The sequence below is a fragment of the Streptomyces sp. NPDC096012 genome (assembly GCF_040426375.1).
Taxonomy (GTDB): Bacteria; Actinomycetota; Actinomycetes; order Streptomycetales; family Streptomycetaceae; genus Streptomyces.
Genome location: NZ_JBEOTD010000040.1, coordinates 38,720 through 57,679 on the forward strand (window position 1 = coordinate 38,720; position 18,960 = coordinate 57,679).

Annotated in this window: 19 protein-coding genes; 4 read left to right on the forward strand and 15 right to left on the reverse strand. The window is 72.4% G+C overall.

Annotation, left to right across the window (positions count from 1 at the left end; genetic code table 11):
• Positions 1 to 221: 221 nt before the first annotated feature.
• Positions 222 to 914 carry a transglycosylase family protein gene (locus tag ABVB68_RS29830; RefSeq protein WP_353604284.1) on the reverse strand — a complete coding sequence of 231 codons (693 nt, stop codon included), beginning with the start codon at positions 912 to 914 and terminating at the stop codon, positions 222 to 224.
• 542 nt (positions 915 to 1,456) lie between these two features.
• Here ABVB68_RS29830 and ABVB68_RS29835 point away from each other — a divergent pair.
• Complete coding sequence (locus ABVB68_RS29835; protein ID WP_353604285.1) at positions 1,457 to 2,248, forward strand: DUF8842 C-terminal domain-containing protein; 792 nt, start codon at positions 1,457 to 1,459, stop codon at positions 2,246 to 2,248.
• A gap of 134 nt (positions 2,249 to 2,382) precedes the next feature.
• The gene (locus tag ABVB68_RS29840) at positions 2,383 to 2,793 is read left to right on the forward strand and encodes a hypothetical protein (protein ID WP_353604286.1); all 411 of its coding nucleotides are present in this window, start codon (positions 2,383 to 2,385) and stop codon (positions 2,791 to 2,793) included.
• 64 nt (positions 2,794 to 2,857) lie between these two features.
• Here the strand turns inward: ABVB68_RS29840 and der are convergent, their stop codons facing one another.
• The 5 genes from der to aroH all read right to left on the reverse strand — a co-directional run bounded on the left by der (position 2,858) and on the right by aroH (position 7,379).
• Positions 2,858 to 4,339 carry a ribosome biogenesis GTPase Der gene (gene der, locus ABVB68_RS29845; RefSeq protein ID WP_353604287.1) on the reverse strand — a complete coding sequence of 494 codons (1,482 nt, stop codon included), beginning with the start codon at positions 4,337 to 4,339 and terminating at the stop codon, positions 2,858 to 2,860.
• A gap of 68 nt (positions 4,340 to 4,407) precedes the next feature.
• Positions 4,408 to 5,010 (reverse strand): lysophospholipid acyltransferase family protein, encoded by a 603-nt coding sequence (locus ABVB68_RS29850; protein ID WP_503006355.1) that lies wholly within the window; start codon positions 5,008 to 5,010, stop codon positions 4,408 to 4,410.
• Between the two features lie 62 nt (positions 5,011 to 5,072).
• Positions 5,073 to 5,768, reverse strand: coding sequence for a (d)CMP kinase (gene cmk, locus ABVB68_RS29855; RefSeq protein WP_353604290.1), 696 nt, complete (start codon positions 5,766 to 5,768; stop codon positions 5,073 to 5,075).
• Positions 5,769 to 5,934: 166 nt separating this feature from the next.
• Positions 5,935 to 7,020, reverse strand: coding sequence for a prephenate dehydrogenase (locus ABVB68_RS29860; RefSeq protein WP_353604291.1), 1,086 nt, complete (start codon positions 7,018 to 7,020; stop codon positions 5,935 to 5,937).
• The gene (aroH, locus tag ABVB68_RS29865) at positions 7,017 to 7,379 is read right to left on the reverse strand and encodes a chorismate mutase (protein ID WP_353604292.1); all 363 of its coding nucleotides are present in this window, start codon (positions 7,377 to 7,379) and stop codon (positions 7,017 to 7,019) included. Before aroH ends, ABVB68_RS29860 begins: the two co-directional genes overlap by 4 nt.
• Before the next feature lie 159 nt (positions 7,380 to 7,538).
• Here aroH and ABVB68_RS29870 point away from each other — a divergent pair, with 159 nt between their 5' ends.
• Positions 7,539 to 8,018: a Rieske (2Fe-2S) protein gene (locus ABVB68_RS29870; protein ID WP_353604293.1), complete on the forward strand. Its 480-nt coding sequence runs from the start codon at positions 7,539 to 7,541 to the stop codon at positions 8,016 to 8,018.
• 22 nt (positions 8,019 to 8,040) lie between these two features.
• Positions 8,041 to 8,883, forward strand: coding sequence for a nucleotidyltransferase domain-containing protein (locus ABVB68_RS29875; RefSeq protein WP_353604294.1), 843 nt, complete (start codon positions 8,041 to 8,043; stop codon positions 8,881 to 8,883).
• Here ABVB68_RS29875 and ABVB68_RS29880 read toward each other — a convergent pair.
• The 9 genes from ABVB68_RS29880 to ABVB68_RS29920 all read right to left on the reverse strand — a co-directional run bounded on the left by ABVB68_RS29880 (position 8,809) and on the right by ABVB68_RS29920 (position 18,951).
• Positions 8,809 to 9,558 carry a nucleotidyltransferase domain-containing protein gene (locus ABVB68_RS29880; protein WP_353604295.1) on the reverse strand — a complete coding sequence of 250 codons (750 nt, stop codon included), beginning with the start codon at positions 9,556 to 9,558 and terminating at the stop codon, positions 8,809 to 8,811. The genes ABVB68_RS29875 and ABVB68_RS29880 overlap by 75 nt on opposite strands.
• A gap of 4 nt (positions 9,559 to 9,562) precedes the next feature.
• A complete protein-coding gene (locus ABVB68_RS29885; protein WP_353604296.1) occupies positions 9,563 to 10,582 on the reverse strand; it encodes an ADP-ribosylglycohydrolase family protein in 1,020 nt (339 codons plus the stop codon).
• Positions 10,583 to 10,636: 54 nt separating this feature from the next.
• Complete coding sequence (locus ABVB68_RS29890) at positions 10,637 to 11,698, reverse strand: pseudouridine synthase (RefSeq protein ID WP_353604297.1); 1,062 nt, start codon at positions 11,696 to 11,698, stop codon at positions 10,637 to 10,639.
• Between the two features lie 13 nt (positions 11,699 to 11,711).
• The gene (gene scpB, locus ABVB68_RS29895; RefSeq protein WP_353604298.1) at positions 11,712 to 12,362 is read right to left on the reverse strand and encodes an SMC-Scp complex subunit ScpB; all 651 of its coding nucleotides are present in this window, start codon (positions 12,360 to 12,362) and stop codon (positions 11,712 to 11,714) included.
• Positions 12,359 to 13,525: a segregation and condensation protein A gene (locus ABVB68_RS29900; RefSeq protein WP_353604299.1), complete on the reverse strand. Its 1,167-nt coding sequence runs from the start codon at positions 13,523 to 13,525 to the stop codon at positions 12,359 to 12,361. The genes scpB and ABVB68_RS29900 overlap by 4 nt, the downstream gene beginning before the upstream one ends.
• Before the next feature lie 18 nt (positions 13,526 to 13,543).
• Positions 13,544 to 14,089, reverse strand: a complete 546-nt coding sequence (locus ABVB68_RS29905; RefSeq protein ID WP_353604300.1) for a hypothetical protein — start codon at positions 14,087 to 14,089, stop codon at positions 13,544 to 13,546.
• Complete coding sequence (locus ABVB68_RS29910) at positions 14,074 to 15,207, reverse strand: ParA family protein (RefSeq protein WP_353604301.1); 1,134 nt, start codon at positions 15,205 to 15,207, stop codon at positions 14,074 to 14,076. The genes ABVB68_RS29905 and ABVB68_RS29910 overlap by 16 nt, the downstream gene beginning before the upstream one ends.
• A 413-nt stretch (positions 15,208 to 15,620) precedes the next feature.
• Positions 15,621 to 16,736, reverse strand: coding sequence for an alanine dehydrogenase (gene ald / locus ABVB68_RS29915; protein WP_353604319.1), 1,116 nt, complete (start codon positions 16,734 to 16,736; stop codon positions 15,621 to 15,623).
• A gap of 148 nt (positions 16,737 to 16,884) precedes the next feature.
• Positions 16,885 to 18,951, reverse strand: a complete 2,067-nt coding sequence (locus ABVB68_RS29920) for a tetratricopeptide repeat protein (protein WP_353604302.1) — start codon at positions 18,949 to 18,951, stop codon at positions 16,885 to 16,887.
• Positions 18,952 to 18,960 lie beyond the last annotated feature (9 nt).

Consider the following 18,960-nt stretch of genomic DNA (forward strand, 5'->3'; position numbering starts at 1 on the left):
GGGGCATCCCGGGATGCGATTCCCCGAGTAATCCGGCGCCGTCCCCGGGCAGCTGACGGCGCATAGGAATTTCACGGATTCAGCACACAACCGCCGTACGCCCCCTGTCGGCGCCCCGGGCCGCGCGAGCACCGAGTGCGGGCACGGGGGCCGAGCCCGCCCGCGGACGCGGACGGCCGCCGCCCCGGTGGGGCGGCGGCCGGCCGGTGCCGGGTTCCCGCTCAGAGCGCCAGGCGCTGTCCGGGCACGATCAGGTCCGGATCGCCGCCGATGACGGACTCGTTGGCGGCATAGATCCGCTGCCAGGAGGTGCCGTGCCGGGCGGCGATGGTGCTCAGCGTGTCGCCCTCGCGGACGGTGTAGTCACCTCGGGAGGCGCCGTGGGCCGCCGGGGCCTGCGGCTGCCGCGGCGCCCTGGCCGGGGCGGACGTCGACCGGACCGGTCGCGCCGGGGCGGACTTCGTCGTCACGCCCTTGGAGACGGTGCCGCCGGAGGAGCCGCCGGTGGCCGAGGCGGGCGCGGCGCCGAAGGCTCCGGCGCGGCCGGAGCAGACCGGCCAGGCGCCCCAGCCCTGGGCCCGCTGGACCTGGGTGGCGACGGCGATCTGCGCGCTCCTGGAGGCCTGGTCGGCCGTCGGGGCGTAGGCGGTGCCGCCGTACGCGCGCCAGGTGCCGGCGGAGAACTGGAGCCCGCCGAAGTAGCCGTTGCCGGTGTTGATGTGCCAGTTGCCGCCGCTCTCGCACTGGGCGATGCGGTCCCACACTCCGTTGTCCGCCGCTGCGGCGTTTCCGGTCGCGGCCAGCAGCCCCAGTGGGGCCAGCAGGGCGGCGCCGGCCAGCGCGGCCGTCGTACGGCCCTTGCGGGCGCTGTCGTCACGGGCGGTGCTGCGGGTGGTATCGGCACACTCGGACATGTGATTCCCTCTCCACGAACCCGGGCTCCCCCGGGCGGAGCGCGGCTCGCCGCGGAAGGCCGCGGTTCCTCGCGTCCGCCCCGTCCGTCGCGTCCGGCGTCGGCGATCGTGCTCTGCCTCTTCCGGCCCGGCGGACGTACCCGAGCGGTGCTCGTTGCACACGGCGGAGGAATGTAAGGAGGTCGAGCGGCCGGGATCAACCAACTGGCCGTCATTCCAGGCCAGTTGCCCGTTACCGCGGGTACCGACGATTTTCGGTCACCCATTTCATCCGGCGATTTCCTGATTTGTGGACCAACAGGTGAAGCGATCTGTGACCCACTTCACCCGTTCAATTCCCCTGACGGCGTGAAGAGTTGACACTCCGTGTCCTTTTGTACACCCAAAGTGACGCCATGCGGCAGATGGTTGCAAACGGTCCGTCTCGGGGCGTGACTCCCACCACAGGACGTCCGTTGTCTTCTTCATGAGCCCGGAACCCCGGGGCTCATCGGCCGGGAGCCACCCGGCCGGCCCCAGCACCGCATCCCGAGGGAGCCACCGTGCCGCGCATGCTCGACGTCAGTGACGCCGTACGCGCCGAGATCGGCGACGAAGAAGCCGACCGGCTGCTCGCCGGAGAGAACGCCCCGGGCAGTTACGACTGCACGTCCTGTCGCACCCCGGGCGACTCCGAGCAGGAGCGCACCAGCACCGTTCTGTTCGTCGGCGACGAGACCGCCGTCCTCGCCTTCGCCCACGCCGGCTGCCTGCCCTCGCAGGTCGTGCAGGTCACCGAGGAGCAGCTGCAGGGCGCCGTCCGCTCCATCGGCGGTGCCGCCGGCGACATCGCCGGCGGCACCCCGGACAAGGCCGTGCCCGAGCAGGCGGTGCTCGGCGTGACGAGCGGACTCGTCCTGATCGAGGGTGAGTTGCACCCGGCGCTCGTCGTCGAGCCGACCTCGGCGATCGTGCGCCCGGGCACCACCGGGGCGGGCGACGACTTCCTGCCGCTGCTCATCGAGCAGGGCTACCTGCCCATGACCGACCTGTCCACGGTGCCGCCGGTGCTGCACGGCTGGTCGGTGCTGCTCGCCGTGGGCCAGCTGCACGCGGTGCTCCAGCCCGGCGCGGGCGGCGGGCAGCCGGTCGCGTGGTGGCAGGCGCACCAGCCGCTGCAGGTGACGGACAGCTGGCGGGCGGCGGCCAACAAGCACCAGCAGGTGCTGATGTTCGCGGCCCCGGTGGGGTCGATCGGGCGGCAGCCGCGCGAGGACCTGCTGCGGGACGCGCTGGACAAGGCGGCGGCGAACGGCAGGCTGGTCGCCGCCGCCCTGCCGCTCGCGGGTACCTGAGCCCGCCTGCCGGGCGGTGAGCCACGGTGCGCCGGCGGCCGCGGACCGCCGGCGGTCGTCCGCGTGGCTCCCCCGCGCTCCCTCAGGCGTGCGCGCAACCGCATCCCTTTGGATGCGGCGTCGTTTGGACATACGTGCACGCATACGACACTCCCCCTCCTCGCCGGTCCTCCTTCGTCTCCGTTCCGTCCGCCCGGTCGGGGCAGGAGGGTCTCGGCGGGCCGTCGGCCACGCCGATCTACGACACGCTCTACGCGGAGTGGGTCAGGAGCTTCCGCACGCTGCCGGGTGACCGCAGCGGCGAGGAGGAGCTGGGGTTCAGCGCCTTCGGGGACCTCCCGGACGGCCTGGGATCGTACGGCGGGCACCGGGCGGGTTCGTTCAGCAGCTCGTACAGCGCCTACAGCGCCGGGGCCTACAGCGCGCGGCAGCAGTCGCAGTCCCAGTGGCAGCGCGTCGGCACGCTCGGACGGCAGCAGGACACCGGGATGCACCACGTCCCGGCGGCCCTGCCGCTGCCTCCGGGACCGCGCCGGGGAGTGTGACGGAGGAACGGCGAAGGGGCGGCCCCCGGTGCTCCGGGGGCCGCCCCTTCATGTCGTGCGGCGGTTACTTCTTCTTGGCGCCGCGCTTCTCGCGCACCCGCACCGAGATGTGGATCGGGGTGCCCTCGAAGCTGAACTCCTCACGCAGCCGGCGCTCGATGAAGCGGCGGTAGCCCGCCTCGATGAAGCCGGAGGCGAAGAGCACGAACCGCGGGGGCTTGGTGCCGGCCTGGGTGCCGAAGAGGATGCGCGGCTGCTTGCCACCCCGGACCGGGTGCGGGTGGGCCGCGACCAGCTCGCCGAGGAAGGCGTTGAGACGGCCGGTGGGCACCCGGGTCTCCCAGCCGGCGAGGGCGGTCTCGATGGCCGGGACCAGCTTCTCCATGTGCCGGCCGGTGCGGGCCGAGACGTTGACCCGGGGCGCCCAGGCGACCTGGCCCAGCTCGGTCTCGATCTCCCGCTCCAGGTAGTAGCGGCGCTCCTCGTCGAGGGTGTCCCACTTGTTGAAGGCGAGGACGACCGCCCGGCCCGCCTCCACGGCCATGGTGACGATGCGCTGGTCCTGGATGGAGATGCTCTCGGACGCGTCGATCAGGATGACGGCGACCTCGGCCTTCTCCACGGCGGCGGCCGTGCGCAGGGAGGCGTAGTAGTCGGCGCCCTGCTGCAGGTGGACGCGCTTGCGGATACCGGCGGTGTCGACGAACTTCCAGGTCACCCCGCCCAGCTCGATCAGCTCGTCGACCGGGTCGCGGGTGGTGCCCGCCATCTCGTTGACGACCACGCGCTCCTCGCCGGCCACCTTGTTCAGCAGGGAGGACTTGCCGACGTTCGGGCGGCCGATCAGGGCGATGCGGCGCGGGCCGCCGACGGCGGTGCCGAAGGTCTGCTCGGGCGCCTCGGGCAGCGCCTCCAGGACGGCGTCCAGCATGTCGCCGGTGCCGCGGCCGTGCAGGGCGGAGACCGGGTGGGGCTCGCCGAGGCCCAGGCTCCACAGGTAGGAGGCGTCGGCCTCGCCGCTCGGGCCGTCGACCTTGTTGGCGCACAGCACGACCGGCTTGCCGGCCTTGCGCAGCAGCCGTACGACCGCCTCGTCGGTGTCGGTCGCGCCCACCTTGGCGTCGACCACGAAGACGACCGCGTCGGCCGCCTCGATCGCGTACTCGGCCTGGGCGGCCACGGAGGCGTCGATGCCGAGGACGTCCTGCTCCCAGCCGCCGGTGTCGACGACCTTGAAGCGGCGTCCGGCCCACTCGGCCTCGTAGGTGACGCGGTCGCGGGTGACGCCCGGCTTGTCCTCGACGACCGCCTCACGGCGGCCGATGATCCGGTTCACCAGGGTCGACTTGCCGACGTTGGGGCGGCCGACGACGGCGAGCACGGGCAGCGGACCGTGGCCCGCCGCCTCGATGGCGCCCTCGACGTCCTCGCGGTCGAAGCCCTCTTCCGCGGCGAGCTCCATGAACTCCGCGTACTCGGCGTCGCCGAGAGCCCCGTGCTCGTGCTCGTGCTCGGCCGAGCCGTCGGGCTGGATGTCGTCGTTCATGAAGTGCGTACCTCGTCGTTCATTCTTGGTGGTCGGTGGACCGGCCCGGAGTCGTCCCGGCTGATCCACTACTCAAGTGTCGCCGAGCGCCCGGTCAGGCGCCTGGCGTTTTCCAGGTGGCGGCTGAGCTGCTTCTGGATGCGCTCGGTCGCCTCGTCCAGCGCCTTGCGGGTGCGCCGCCCGCTGCCGTCGCCCGCGTCGAAGGGATCGCCGAAGACGACGTCGACCCGGGTGCGCAGCGGCGGCAGCGCCTTTACCAACCGTCCGGGCCGGTCGGAGCTTCCCAGTACGGCGACGGGCACGATCGGCGCCCCGCTGCGTACCGCGAAGTAGGCGAGCCCGGCACGCAGGGAGGCGAAGTCGCCCTCGCCCCGGGTGCCCTCCGGGAAGATGCCCAGCACTCCCCCGGCCCCGAGCACACCGAGGGCCCGGGTGACGGCGGTGCGGTCGGCGGAGGCGCGGTCCACCTTCAGCTGGCCGATACCGGTCAGGAAGGGGTCCAGCGGGCCGATGAACGCCTCCTTCTTGATCAGGAAGTGCGTCGGCCGGGGCGCCACGCCCATGACCATCGGGCCGTCCACGTTGTGGGAGTGGTTCACCGCGAAGATCACCGGGCCGGTCGCCGGCACCCGCCAGGCGCCCAGCACGCGCGGCTTCCACAGCCCGTACATCAGGCCGACGCCGATGCGGCGCCCGACCTCGGCCCCCCGCTCCGAGGGCAGGGACGGTCCGGTCACTTCCCGGCCCGCTTCTCCTCGACCAGGGTGACGACGCACTCGATGACCTGGGCGAGGGACAGCTCGGTGGTGTCCACCTCGACCGCGTCGCCGGCCTTGGCGAGCGGCGAGGTCTTGCGGCTGGAGTCGGCCGCGTCCCGGCGGATGAGGGCCTCGCGGGTGGCGTGGACGTCGGCGCCCTGGAGCTCCCCGCTGCGGCGGGCCGCGCGGGCCTCCGGGGAGGCGGTGAGGAAGATCTTCAGGTCGGCGTCCGGCAGGACGGTCGTACCGATGTCGCGGCCCTCGACGACGATGCCGTTCTCCGCGCCGGTGGCGAGCGAGCGCTGCAGCTCGGTGATCCGGGTGCGCACCTCGGGCACCGCGCTGACCGCGCTGACCTTGGAGGTGACCTCCTGGGTGCGGATCGCTCCGGCCACGTCCACGCCGTCGACCGTGATGGCCGGGGCGGCCGGATCGGTGCCGGAGAGGATCTCGGGCTTGCCTGCGACGGCGGCGATGGCGGTCGGGTCATCGATGTCGATGCCGTTGGTCACCATCCACCAGGTGATCGCCCGGTACTGGGCACCGGTGTCCAGGTAGCTCAGGCCGAGCTGCGCGGCGACGGCCTTCGACGTGCTCGACTTGCCGGTGCCGGAGGGACCGTCGATGGCGACGATCACGGGCTTGGCGGTCGGGGCGGCGCCGTTTTCCACGGGAGGGCACCTTCCTGGTGAAGGGTGGCGGGCGGGGTGCGGGACGCGAGGGCGCCCCGCACAAGGTTACTGGCTCACGGGAGGCGCCCTCACCGGCCGGTGGGAGCCGGTCCCGGCAGGGCGCGGGAACCGCTCGCGGAGGAGCCGTGGAAGCCGGTGCGCGCGCTCACTGGCGCAGGGCCCAGCCCCGCTCGCGCAGCGCCTCCCGCAGGCCCGCCGCCGCCCTCGGTTCGACCATGAGCTGCACCAGGCCGGCCTGCTGCCCCGTGGCGTGCTCGATGCGCACGTCCTCGATGTTGACCCCGGCCCGTCCCGCGTCCGCGAAGATGCGGGCCAGCTGGCCGGGCTGGTCGTCGATGAGCACGACGACGCTCTCGTACGCCCGCGGCGCGCTGCCATGCTTGCCGGGTACCCGCACCTGGCCCGCGTTCCCGCGGCGCAGCACGTCCTCGACGCCCGCGCCGCCCTCGCGCCGCTTGGCCTCGTCGGAGGACTGCAGGGCACGCAGGGCCCGCACGGTCTCGTCCAGGTCGCCGGCGACGTCGGAGAGCAGGTCGGCGACGGGCCCGGGGTTCGCGGAGAGGATGTCGATCCACATGCCCGGGTCGGAGGCGGCGATCCGGGTCACGTCCCGGATGCCCTGCCCGCACAGCCGTACGGCGGCCTCCTCGGCGTGCTCCAGGCGTGCGGCGACGATGCTGGACACGAGGTGGGGCATGTGGGAGACGAGGGCGACGGCGCGGTCGTGGGCGTCGGCGTCCATGACGACCGGGACGGCACGGCAGTGCGAGACCAGCTCCAGGGCGAGGTTCAGCACCTCCGTGTCGGTGTCCCGGGTCGGCGTGAGCACCCACGGGCGGCCCTCGAAGAGGTCGGCGGTGGCGGCCAGCGGGCCGGACTTCTCGCGGCCGGACATGGGGTGCGTGCCGATGTACGCGGACAGGTCGAGGCCCAGCGCCTCCAGTTCGCGGCGCGGGCCCCCCTTGACGCTCGCCACGTCCAGGTAGCCGCGGGCCACGCCCCGGCGCATGGCGTCGGCGAGCACGCCGGCCACGTGCGCGGGCGGGGCGGCCACGATCGCGAGGTCGACGGGGCCCTCGGGGGCCTCGTCGGTGCCGGCGCCCAGTGCGGCGGCGGTGCGGGCCTGTCCGGGGTCGTGGTCGGTGAGGTGGACGACGACCCCGCGCTGGGCGAGGGCGAGGGCGGCGGAGGTGCCGATCAGTCCGGTTCCGATGACGAGGGCGGTTCTCACTGGGCGATGTCCTTGCGCAGGGCGGCCGCGGCGCCGAGGTAGACGTGGGCGATGCCGGTGCGGGGCCGGTCCGACTCGACGTGGGCGAGGACCCGGACGACGCGGGGCATGGCGCCCTCGATGTCGAGTTCCTGGGCGCATATCAGGGGGACGTCGACGATGCCGAGCTTGCGGGCGGCGGCCGCCGGGAAGTCGCTGCGCAGGTCGGGGGTGGCCGTGAACCAGATGCTGATCAGGTCGTCGGTGGTCAGCCCGTTGCGTTCCAGCACGGCGGTGAGCAGTGCTCCGACCTGCTCGTCCATGTGTCCGGACTCGTCCCGTTCCAGCTGGACGGCCCCCCGGACCGCTCGTACCGCCACGGCGCTGCTCCTCGCTGACAGGTGTGTCTGTTCTGGCCCGTCCAGCGTAGTCAGCCCGCGCGGTCCGGGCGTACGGCGCCCGATCACTGAGACGATGCGAATGGTCCGGTATCCACCGGTTTCACACCCTGCTCTTCGACATCTGTACGGAGTGGTGACATGACCCAGCCCGCGACGCGGCGCACGGTTCTGGCGACGGGCGCTGCGGCGCTCGCGGCGGGATGCGTGGGATGCGGTGGCAACGACAAGACCTCGAAGCCCGCGTCCCCCTCCTCCGCCGCCTCGGGACCGACCTCCCCCACGGCCACCGCCTCGGCCTCCACCACCGCCTCGGCCTCCACCTCCTCAGCCGGGAAGGAACTGACGAAGACCAGTGACATCCCGGAGGGGGGCGGCAAGGTCTTCGCCGACCGCAAGATCGTGGTGACCCAGCCGGCGAAGGGCGAGTACAAGGCGTTCTCGGCGATCTGCACGCACGAGGGCTGCACGGTGCGGCAGGTGGCCGACGGCACGATCGACTGCCCCTGCCACGGCAGCAAGTTCCACATCACCGACGGCTCGGTGGCGCACGGACCGGCGACCAGGCCGCTGCCCGCGCGGAAGATCGAGGTGGAGGGAAATTCGATCCGGGTGATCTGACCGGGCCGCGTACGCTCCGGGCATGCCGCCCGAGGATCCCGAACACCTGGTACGCGACCACACGATCTACTCCTGTGTCATGGGTTCGCGGGCCTTCGGCCTCGCGACCGACGCCAGCGACACGGACCGGCGGGGCGTGTTCCTCGCCCCCACTCCCCTGTTCTGGCGGTTCCAGAAGCCGCCGACGCATGTGGAGGGGCCGGGCGAGGAGCGGTTCTCCTGGGAGCTGGAGCGGTTCTGCGAGCTGGCTCTGCGCGGCAACCCCAACATCCTGGAGTGCCTGCACTCCCCGCTGGTGGAACAGCTGGACGGCACCGGCCGCGAGCTGCTGTCCCTGCGCGGCGCCTTCCTGTCCCTCCAGGTCCATGAGACCTTCGGCCGCTACGCCCTCTCCCAGCGCCGCAGGCTGGAGGCGACCGTCCGGACGAAGGGCGCCCCGCGCTGGAAGCACGCGATGCACCTGCTGCGGCTGCTGATGAGCGCCCGTGACCTGCTGCGCACCGGGGAGCTGCGGATCGACGTCGGTGACCGGCGCGAGTCCCTGCTGGAGGTCAAGCGCGGTGAGGTGCCCTGGGCACGGGTCGACGCGTGGATGGCGGCCCTCGCGGCCGAGACCGAGGAGGCCCTGCGGGGCAGCCCGCTGCCGCCGGAGCCGGACCACGCACGCGTCGCCGACTTCCTCTTCCGCGTCCGCCGGGACTCGGCCGCCGGACACCGCGGGCGGACACCGCCAACGCCGGCCCCCGGGGTCGAGGCGCCCGCCCCGGACCGGCGGACGCCCGCGCCCGGTTCAGCCCGCCAGCCGCAGGCGCACCACGAAGTCGTGGAGGGCGTCGTGGGCGCCGGGGGCCTCGGGGAGGGCTGAGCCGGCCTGCGCCTCGTCGAGCAGCGCGTGCAGCCGCTCCACGTCGGCCTCCACGCGCGCGGGGTCGACGTCGGCCGTCCCGTGCTCCCGCACCGCCTTGGCGGCTATCAGCTCCGGCAGGTAGCCGGGAGCGCCGACGGTGGCCAGGAGCGTGGGCAGATGGGCCTGGACCTCGCCGGTGCGCATGAGGTGGATGCCGGTGAGCAGCACCCGGAACGTGTAGAGCAGCGGCTTGAGTTCCTGGGTCTTCTCGAAGAGCCGCCACTGGGTCACCGCGAACCCCCGGTAGTGGTGGGCGTGGTGGCTGGTGAGGACGCCGGGTGCCAGGGCGGCCAGCTCCCGGTGGGCTTCACCGGTGTGCACGACCAGGGGGGACAGCAGCTGCTCCAGGACGTAGCCGTTGCGGCGGAGCATCAGCCGGACGAACTTGCGCAGGTCGTGGGTGACGAGGTCGAGTTCGACGCCGAACCGCACCCAGGCCCGCGACCGGGTCTCCTCCGGCTCGCGCAGGCCGACGAGTTCGGCCGCCGGCAGCAGGTGGACGCCGCGCAGGTCCACGTCGGAGTCCTGCGAGGGGAAGCCGTACAGGTGGGCTCCGGAGACGGTCGCGAACAGCAGCGGGTCGGGCTGTTCCGCGACCACGGGCGCGAGGTCGATGCCGAGGTCTTCGATCATGGCCCTAAGCGTCCCAGAGCGCACCAAGGGCCAACAGGTCGCCTCGGTACTCGATCCGCTCGGCCCAGTCGGCCGGCCAGGCGTCCGCGCCCAGCCAGGCACCCGCGAAGGCGCCGGTGAGACAGGCGATGGAGTCGGAGTCGCCGGCGGAGCAGGCGGCCCGGCGCAGCGCGGTGACGGGCTCGTCGGGGAAGAGCAGGAAGCACAGCAGACCGGTGGCGAGGGCCTCCTCGGCGATCCAGCCCTCGCCGGTGGCCAGGCACGGGTCGGCCTCCGGGGAGGCGGTCCGCACGGCCTCCTGGAGCCGGTCGAGGATCGCCAGGCACTCGTCCCAGCCGCGCGCGGCGAAGTGCTCCGGGCCGGGATCCTGGGAGCGGGTCCACAGGTCGCCGAGCCAGGTGTGGTCGTAGCGGGTGCGGTTGTCCAGGGCATAGGAACGCAGCCGGCCGACGAGTCCCGCCGGATCGGTGCCCTCGGCGAGCAGGTGGACGGCGTGGGCGGTGAGGTCGGAGGCGGCCAGCGCGGTGGGGTGGCCGTGGGTGAGCGCGGACTGCAGCCGGGCGGCGCCCGCGCGCTGTTCCGCGGTGAGCCCGGGCACGAGGCCGACGGGGGCCACGCGCATGTTGGCGCCGCAGCCCTTGGAGCCGACCCGGCTCGCGTCCCGCCAGGACAGCCTCTCGTCCTGGAGCGCCTCGCAGGCGGTCAGGCAGGTGTTGCCGGGGGCCCGGTTGTTCTCCGGCGACCGGTACCAGTCGACGAACTCCTCGCGCAGCGGCCGCGCAAGCCGCTCCGGGGTGAGGGGCCCGCCTTCCCTTGCGGTCCGCAGTGCCCGCCCGACGGCCAGGGTCATCTGCGTGTCGTCGGAGACGAGGGCGCGCCGCGGCAGCTCCATCTCCCGCCAGGGCCCGCACTTGGCGAGGATCGAGGGCACGTCGTGGAACTCCGTCGGGAAGCCGAGAGCGTCCCCGAGGGCGAGGCCGATCAGTGCTCCGGTCGCGGCACGTTTGGACACGCGATTCACCATCCCCTTTATCGTCAGTCTGACAATAAAGGGGATGGGTGATCAGGGCAAGCCGTTCTAGAGGTCGACTTCCTTCATCAGCATGCCGACCTCCGTGTTGGACAGGCGCCGCAGCCAGCCCGACTTCTGGTCGCCCAGGGTGATCGGGCCGAAGGACACGCGCACCAGCTTGTCGACGGGGAATCCCGCCTCGGCCAGCATGCGCCGCACGATGTGCTTGCGGCCCTCGTGCAGGGTCACCTCGACCAGGTAGTTCTTGCCGGTCTGCTCCACGACCCGGAAGTGGTCCGCGCGCGCGTAGCCGTCCTCCAGCTGGATGCCGTCCTTCAGCCGCTTGCCGAGATCGCGCGGGATGGGGCCGACGATGTGCGCGAGGTAGGTCTTCTTCACGCCGTACTTGGGGTGCGTGAGGCGGTGCGCCAGTTCACCGTGGTTGGTGAGCAGGATGACGCCCTCGGTCTCGGTGTCCAGCCGGCCGACGTGGAAGAGCCGGGTCTCCCGGTTGGTGACGTAGTCGCCGAGGCACTGCCGGCCCTCCGGGTCCTCCATCGTCGAGACGACACCGGCGGGCTTGTTCAGCGAGAAGAACTGGTACGACTGGGTCGCCACGGTCAGGCCGTCGACCTTGACCTCGTCGTTCTCCGGGTCCACCCGGCGGCCCTGCTCCAGCACGATCTCGCCGTTGATCTCGACCCTGGCCTGCTCGATCAGCTCCTCGCAGGCCCGCCGGGAGCCGTAGCCCGCGCGCGCGAGGACCTTCTGCAGCCGCTCGCCCTCCTGCTCGGCGCCCGGGAAGGTCTTGGGCAGCTTGACGTCCTTCTTGTCGGCGTACCGCTCCCGGTTGCGCTCCTCGACCCGCGTCTCGTACTCACGCGAGCGTGCGGGGGTCGTACGGCCGCCCTGCTGGGGCTTCTTCGGGCCGCCCTTGGCGCCACCGCGGGCCGCGCCGCCGCGCCCGGACTTGGGGCCCTCCTGGGAGGCGCCGGGACCCACGTCGTAGCGGCGCTCCTCGGGGCGGGGCTTGCGGGGACGCCCCTGCCCCTGCTTCTGGTCCCTGTCGTTGCCGGCACCGCGGTAGTTACCGCGCCCGCCGCTCTTGCCGCTGCCGCTGCTTCGCATCAAGGTTTCCGTCTTAGTCGTCTGCGTCCTGACCGCCGGGCGCGTCGGGCGCGTCCGGGTCGAACGACGGGACCCCCTCCTGGGTCTCGGCCTCGATCGCCTCCGCCTCCGGGAGGAAGGGCGCGAGCTCCGGAAGTTCGTCAAGGCCGCGCAGGCCCATCCGCTCCAGGAAGTAGTTCGTCGTCCTGTACAGGATCGCACCTGTTTCGGGTTCCGTCCCCGCCTCCTCGACCAGACCCCGTTGCAGGAGGGTGCGCATCACGCCGTCGCAGTTGACTCCGCGTACGGCGGAGACGCGGCTGCGGCTGACCGGCTGGCGGTAGGCCACCACCGCGAGGGTCTCCAGCGCCGCCTGGGTGAGGCGTGCCGTCTGGCCCTCCAGGACCAGCCGCTCCACGGCGGGCGCGAAGGCGGCACGGGTGTAGAAACGCCAGCCCCCCGCGACGAAGCGCAGCTCGAAGCCGCGGCCCTGCACGGTGTACTCGTCGGCCAGCTCGCGCAGTGCGTCGGCGATCTGCCGCCTCGGCCGCTCGAGGATCCTGGCCAGGTGCTCCTCGGTCGCGGGCTCGTCCACGACCATGAGCATCGCCTCCAGGGCGGGCTTCAGCCGGAGGTCGGCGACGGCGCGCGGCCCCGCCGGGAGCTCTGCGGTCTCCTCGCTCATGCCTTCTTCTCCTTGGGCTCCTCGGGCGGCCGGTCGAACTCGTCGGTGACCATCGGCGCCTCGTGCGTCTCCCCGCCCGTCCAGCGCACGGTCAGCTCGCCGAGTGCGCTCTCCTGGTCCAGGGCGACGGCCTTCTCGCGGTACAGCTCCAGCAGGGCGAGGAACCGCGCCACGACGGTCAGGGTGTCGTCGGTGTCCTCGACGAGCGTCCGGAAGCTCGCCTCGCCCAGTTCCCTGAGCCGCGCCACCACGATCCCCGCCTGCTCCTGCACGCTGACCAGCGGGGCGTGGATGTGGTCGACGTAGACCTGCGGCCGGGGCCTGGGCTGCATCGCCTTGACGGCGAGCCGGGCGAAGCCCTCGGGGCCGATGCTGATGACGACCTCGGGCAGCAGCTCGGCGTGCCCGGGTTCGAGGCCGACGGTACGGGGGTAGCGGCGGGCCTCCTCGTCGAGGCGCTCGTTGAAGATGTCGGCGATCTTCTTGTACGCGCGGTACTGGAGCAGGCGCGCGAAGAGCAGGTCCCGCGCCTCCAGCAGCGCCAGGTCGGCCTCGTCCTCGACCTCGGCGGCGGGCAGCAGCCGGGCGGCCTTGAGGTCGAGCAGGGTGGCGGCCACGACCAGGAACTCGGTCGTCTGGTCGAGGTCCCAGTCCGGCCCCATGGCCCGGATGTGCGCCATGAACTCGTCGGTGACCTTGGACAGGGCGACCTCGGTCACGTCCATCTTGTGCTTGGAGATCAGCTGGAGGAGAAGGTCGAAGGGGCCCTCGAAGTTGGCGAGGCGCACCTTGAAGACGCCGTCGGCGGGAGCCTGCTCACCGGGAGAGACGTCCGGCCCGGACAGGACCGGCTCAGCGGCCGCGGGTGCGGGGGGCTCGGGCGGCTCGACAGGCTCAGTCTCGGGGGCTTGCGGTCCGGGAACCGCTTCCGGTCCGGGAACCGCTTCCGCTCCGAGAACCCGTCCGGCTCCGGGAGCCTGATCCGTTCCAGGAGCCTGTTCCGCTCCGGGAAGCTGCTCCGGCACCCGGGAGTCGCGCTCCGCCGGGGCGGGCTGCGGCGGTGCGGCCGATGCTGCTCCCGGGCCCCGGCCCAGCGCACGCCGGCGACCGGCGGCGCCGGACGCGGATGCTGGTACGGGTGCGGGAACATCGTTCGAGGACATGGCCCCCGCAGGCTACCGTTACCGTCCGCGCAGCCGTCGTACCAGGATGCTCGCGTCCCCGCGGGACTCCAGGTCGGCCAGGACCACGGCCACCGCCTCGCGGACGATGCGCCCGCGGTCGACGGCGAGACCGTGCTCGCCGCGGAGCACGAGACGGGCGTGCTCCAGGTCCATCAGCTCCTCGGCCGACACGTACACCGTGATCTTCTCGTCGTGCCGCTCACGCCCGCTGGGCCGCCGGTTCGCCGCCCGGCCTCGCTTGCGCGGCTGCCCGGCGGCGGAATCCTCCTGCGCCGCCTGACCGCGCGCCGGGCGGCTGCGGGACTCGCCGTCCTCGGCCGGCTCGGCCTCCGCCGCGGCGTGCTCCGCGCCTTCGCCGTCGCCGTTGTGCACGGGCACCGACTGCGGTGCGTCCTCGGCGGCGGCCTCGTCGCTCTCCCCCGCGGGAGCCGGCACCCGGGCCTCACCGTTGGCCGGGCGCCGGGGAGTCGACGGCTGCAGCGCCGTTCCCCCTGTCGTACGGAAGAGTTCGTCGGCCCCCGGCAGACTCACTCGGCGTGACACCGGGCGAGCACCTCCCTGGCGAGCTGGCGGTAGGCGGCGGCACCGACGGAGTTGGAGGCGTACGTGGTGATCGGCTCACCGGCGACCGTGGTCTCCGGGAAGCGGACCGTGCGTCCGATGACCGTGTGGTAGACGTGGTCGTCGAACGCCTCGACGACACGCGCGAGCACCTCACGGCTGTGCACCGTGCGCGAGTCGTACATCGTGGCGAGGATGCCGTCCAGTTCCAGCTCGGGGTTGAGCCGCTCCTGGACCTTCTCGATGGTCTCCGTCAGCAGGGCCACACCGCGCAGCGCGAAGAACTCGCACTCCAGCGGCACGATCACCTTGTGCGCAGCCGTCAGAGCGTTGACGGTCAGCAGGCCGAGCGAGGGCTGACAGTCGATCACGATGTAGTCGTAGTCGGGCAGCAGCGGCTTGAGGGCGCGCTGGAGCGTCGACTCACGGGCCACCTCGGAGACCAGCTGGACCTCGGCGGCGGACAGGTCGATGTTGGACGGCAGCAGGTCCATGTTGGGGACCGCCGTCTTCAGCAGGACCTCGTCGGCGGACATGCCCCGCTCCATGAGCAGGTTGTAGACGGTGAGGTCCAGCTCCATCGGGTTGACGCCGAGACCGACCGACAGCGCGCCCTGCGGGTCGAAGTCCACGAGCAGCACGCGCCGTCCGTACTCCGCGAGCGCGGCACCCAGGTTGATGGTCGACGTCGTCTTGCCGACGCCGCCCTTCTGGTTGCACATCGCGATGATCTTCGCGGGGCCGTGATCGGTCAGCGGGCCCGGGATCGGGAAGTACGGCAGCGGGCGTCCGGTGGGACCCACGCGCTCACGGCGCTGGCGGGCCGCGTCGGGCGCGAGCGTGGCCGCGTACTCCGGATCGGGCTCGTACTCGGCATCGGGGTCGTAGAAGTGCCCCTCGGGCAGTTCGTCGTAGTCGGCGAGTTGGTTGTGGGGCGCGCCACTTCCGTCGCCGGCCATGGCGTTCACGTGATGGCCATCCATGCTCTGGTGTGCTGTCCGGGCCGGTTGCGGCCCCGGACTCTGGTGGGCTGCGAAGGTGCGCACAGCTACGGAGCCGACAGCCTCGAATCCCGTGGGGTCCTGGCCCCGTACCGGCATTCCTGGTTGACCACCCCCGGGAGAAAATGTCGACTCATTCACAAGTCGTCTTACCTCCTTGGTGACCAGGAAACTTCTAGACAAGGTCAGCGTGGCACCATGCCGACGGTTGGCGACTCTATGGCGTGTCGGCGGTCCGCAGCAACACAATCCGCCGGACCCGGCCGGATGTGTCGGCAATGAAACATCTCGCTGTCAAGGGCGTACGGCCGTCGCACAGCAGGTTTCACCGGTGTGCGAATCGGTCGAAGGGTTACGTTCGAGGCGAGTTGACCGAGAGCCGCAAAGTGACCATACACACATCCGGCCGGACCTTGTCGGGCAAGGTCCGGCCGGTTGCGTGGTGTTGACGAGCCGTGTTGACGAATCGCCTTTTTCCGGTGGGCGACTTAGCGACTCAGCAGGTCACCGGGTCAGCCGAGCACCGAGCTCAGCTCGACGTGCTCCAGGCCGAGCGCCTCGGCGACCTCCTTGTAAACCACCTTGCCGTCATGGGTGTTGAGACCCTTGGCGAGCGAGGCGTCGCGGCGCAGCGCCTCGGCCCAGCCGTTGTTGGCGAGCGAGACGATGTACGGCAGCGTCGCGTTGGTGAGGGCGTTGGTGGAGGTGTTCGGCACCGCGCCCGGCATGTTGGCCACGCAGTAGAAGACCGAGTTGTGGACCGTGAAGGTCGGCTCGGTGTGCGTGGTGGGGTGGGAGTCCTCGAAGCAGCCGCCCTGGTCGATCGCGATGTCGACAAGAACACTTCCGGGCTTCATGCGGGACACCATCTCGTTGGTGACCAGCTTCGGGGCCTTGGCGCCCGGGATGAGGACCGCGCCGATGACGAGGTCGGCGTCGAGGACGGCCTTCTCCAGCTCGAAGGAGTTGGACATGATCGCCTTGACCTTCGTGCCGAAGATCTTGTCGGCCTCGCGCAGCTTGTTGATGTCGCGGTCGAGCAGGGTCACGTCGAAGCCCATGCCGACGGCGACCTGGGTGGCGTTCCAGCCGGAGACACCGCCGCCGATGACCACGGCCTTGGCCGGGGTGACGCCCGGGACGCCGGCCGGCAGCACGCCACGGCCGCCGGCCGCGCGCATCAGGTGGTAGGCGCCGACCTGCGGGGCCAGCCGGCCCGCGACCTCGGACATCGGGGCGAGCAGCGGCAGCGCGCGGTTCGGCAGCTCGACCGTCTCGTAGGCGATGGCCGTGGTGCCGGACTCGATGAGCGCGTCCGTGCACTCCCTGGAGGCGGCCAGGTGCAGGTAGGTGAAGAGGGTCTGGTCCTTGCGGAGGCGGTGGTACTCCTCCGCGACGGGCTCCTTGACCTTCAGCAGGAGGTCGGCGGCGGCCCACACCTCGTCGGCGGTGTCGAGGAGGGTGCCGCCGGCGGCGGTGTACTCCTCGTCCGTGATCGAGGAGCCGAGGCCGGCGCCCCGCTCGATGACGACCTGGTGACCGTTGCGCACCAGCTCGTGCACACCGGCGGGGGTGATGGCCACCCGGAACTCGTTGTTCTTGACCTCGCGGGGGATGCCGACCTTCACGTCGATCACGGTCCTTGGCTCAGAGGGTATGGGGGGGTGCATTGCGTGACATACCCAGGCGTGCGGGGCACACCGGGAGACACCGCAGGAGAACGTGCGGCAGAGCCAGTTTAATGAAGGCGTTCCGGGTGTCTAGCCTTTCATTGCATCAATCTTTGTCGGATGCACTACGGATTTCGCAGGCACTCGCGCCCGCTTCCAGCCCTTCCTCGCCCTCCGAGGGCTCCTCATCCAGCATGCGCTCGGCCGCGGCGCGGTGCAGATGGGCCGACGCGGGGTCGCCGAGACGCTCCAGGGTGTCGGCCAGCCGCAGCTGCAGGGCGGCCTGCAGGCGGACGTCCTCGGCGCGGCGCGCCCACTCCACCGCCAGCTGGCAGGTGCGCAGCGAATCGGCGGGCCGTCCCGCGTACTCCTGCACCCGGGCCAGTTCGCTCAACGCACGGGCGTGGGCGGCCACATCGCCGCTCCTGCGGTAGCCGTTGACGGCGGCCCGCCAGTTCCTGAGCGCCTCCCCGTAACGGCCCGCGTAGGTGTGGGCGCCGGCGATCCTGCCGTACAGCCGGGCGGCCTGCTCGCGCTCACCGCGGGCCAGCCGGTCGCCCAGGGCCCGGCCGAACCAGTCGGCCGCCCGGTCGTAGTCCCCCAGCTCCTGGTACGCGCCACCTACGGATTCCATTGCGCGACCGGTGGCGTACGGGTCGTTCGCTTCGCGTCCGGCCGCCAATGCCAACCGATATCGTGCCAGCGCGTCCCGGGTGCGGCCGGTCTGGGCGTCCAGATCGCCCAGGTTCAGCAGGGCCGCGGCCTTCTCCCGGGGCAGCCCGCGGCGCTCGGCGACGTCGAGGACGAGAGCGTGGACGCCGTACAGGTCGGGAGCGGCCGCCTGGGTGCCGACATGCGCCACGATGGCGCGGACCAGCTGCGACAGCAGCCGCCTGGCGAGGGTGTCCAGCTCCCCGTCGGCCACCGCGAGACGTGCGGAGGCCAGCAGGGCGGGCCGCCGGATGCGCAGCCAGTCGGCGGCGGCCCGGGGATTGGGGAAGCGCACCTCGCGGGGCATCGCGCTGAGCTTCTCCCGGGCCTGCGGACTGTCCGTCTCGGTGATCGCCCGGCAGGACTGCAGCAGCCGCACCGTCCGTTCCAGCATCCTGGCCCGGGCCAGCTGCAGTTCCGCGGGCCGCTCCTGGCTCTCGGCCAGAGCGCGCAGCATGGGGTGCAGGCAGCCGGGGACGTCGTACTGGGGCAGGGGGGTGTGCGTCGCGCGCAGCAGGCCGTGGGCGACGAGGTCGTCCAGGACGGTGCGGGCCGCGTCCACCGAGCAGCCGGCGAGCGACGAGGCGGTGTGCGGGTCGATCAGGCCGGCCGGGGCGAGGGAGAGCAGTCGCAGTATCCGGGCGGCCGGCCCGGGCAGCTGGGCGTGGACGAGCCGCAGGACGCGGGCCAGCGGGGTCCCGTCGGCGCCCTCGTCGGTGCCGGTGTGCAGCCTCTTGGCGAGGTCGGAGACGGCGGCCTGGGGGCGCGCGGCGAGCCAGCCGCCGGCCAGCACCAGTGCGGCCGGGTGCCCCTGGCAGGCCTCGGCCAGGCTCTCGGCGGCGCGCGGGTCGACGGTGATGCGGACCGAGCCGGTGAAACAGGCCAGCAGTTCCACCGCGGACTTGGTGTCGAGTCCGCCCAGGGTGCAGGGGCGGACGTCGGCGATGCCGGTGAGCGGTCCGCCGGAGACGGCCACCACCAGGCAGTCGGGGGCGTCCGGAAGCAGCGCGTCGACCTGTTCGGCGCCGGCCGCGTCGTCCAGCAGGAGCAGCGCCCGCCGGCCGGCGAGGGCCGTGCGCAGGGCCTCGGTCAGGTCCTCCTCGGCGGCTCCGGCCGGGGCGGGCAGGTCCAGCGCGGCGAGCAGTTCGCGGGCGGTGCGCTCCACCGGGACGGGGCTGCCGTCCGGTTCGCTGAGCCGGGCCCGCAGCACCCCGTCGGGGTAGCGCCCGGCGACCTGCCGGACGAGTTCCTCGGCGAGCGCGGTGCGGCCCGAACCGGGGCGGCCGGCGATCAGCAGCACCCGCGCGCGGGGCGCCTTGCGGCCGGAGAGGGTGTCCAGGCCCGCCCGCTCGATGTCGGCACGCAGCTCTTTCAGCTCACGTGTGCGGCCCAGGAAGCGATCCCCCGCGACCGGGTGCGCGGACAGCCGCGCATCGTCTGTGTCCACCGCCTGATCCGTCACGGGCCACAC

What these genes read in the sequence shown, in the direction of transcription:
- der (WP_353604287.1), bottom strand. Translation starts at nt 4,339, where the DNA reads ATGAACGACGACATCCAGCCCGACGGCTCGGCCGAGCACGAGCACGAG.
- ABVB68_RS29880 (WP_353604295.1), bottom strand. Translation starts at nt 9,558, where the DNA reads ATGATCGAAGACCTCGGCATCGACCTCGCGCCCGTGGTCGCGGAACAG.
- ABVB68_RS29910 (WP_353604301.1), bottom strand. Translation starts at nt 15,207, where the DNA reads ATGCCGGTACGGGGCCAGGACCCCACGGGATTCGAGGCTGTCGGCTCC.
- ABVB68_RS29890 (WP_353604297.1), bottom strand. Translation starts at nt 11,698, where the DNA reads ATGCGAAGCAGCGGCAGCGGCAAGAGCGGCGGGCGCGGTAACTACCGC.
- ABVB68_RS29830 (WP_353604284.1), bottom strand. Translation starts at nt 914, where the DNA reads ATGTCCGAGTGTGCCGATACCACCCGCAGCACCGCCCGTGACGACAGC.
- ABVB68_RS29875 (WP_353604294.1), top strand. Translation starts at nt 8,041, where the DNA reads ATGCCGCCCGAGGATCCCGAACACCTGGTACGCGACCACACGATCTAC.
- ABVB68_RS29850 (WP_503006355.1), bottom strand. Translation starts at nt 5,010, where the DNA reads ATGTACGGGCTGTGGAAGCCGCGCGTGCTGGGCGCCTGGCGGGTGCCG.
- ABVB68_RS29900 (WP_353604299.1), bottom strand. Translation starts at nt 13,525, where the DNA reads ATGTCCTCGAACGATGTTCCCGCACCCGTACCAGCATCCGCGTCCGGC.
- scpB (WP_353604298.1), bottom strand. Translation starts at nt 12,362, where the DNA reads ATGAGCGAGGAGACCGCAGAGCTCCCGGCGGGGCCGCGCGCCGTCGCC.
- ABVB68_RS29885 (WP_353604296.1), bottom strand. Translation starts at nt 10,582, where the DNA reads ATGGTGAATCGCGTGTCCAAACGTGCCGCGACCGGAGCACTGATCGGC.
- ABVB68_RS29870 (WP_353604293.1), top strand. Translation starts at nt 7,539, where the DNA reads ATGACCCAGCCCGCGACGCGGCGCACGGTTCTGGCGACGGGCGCTGCG.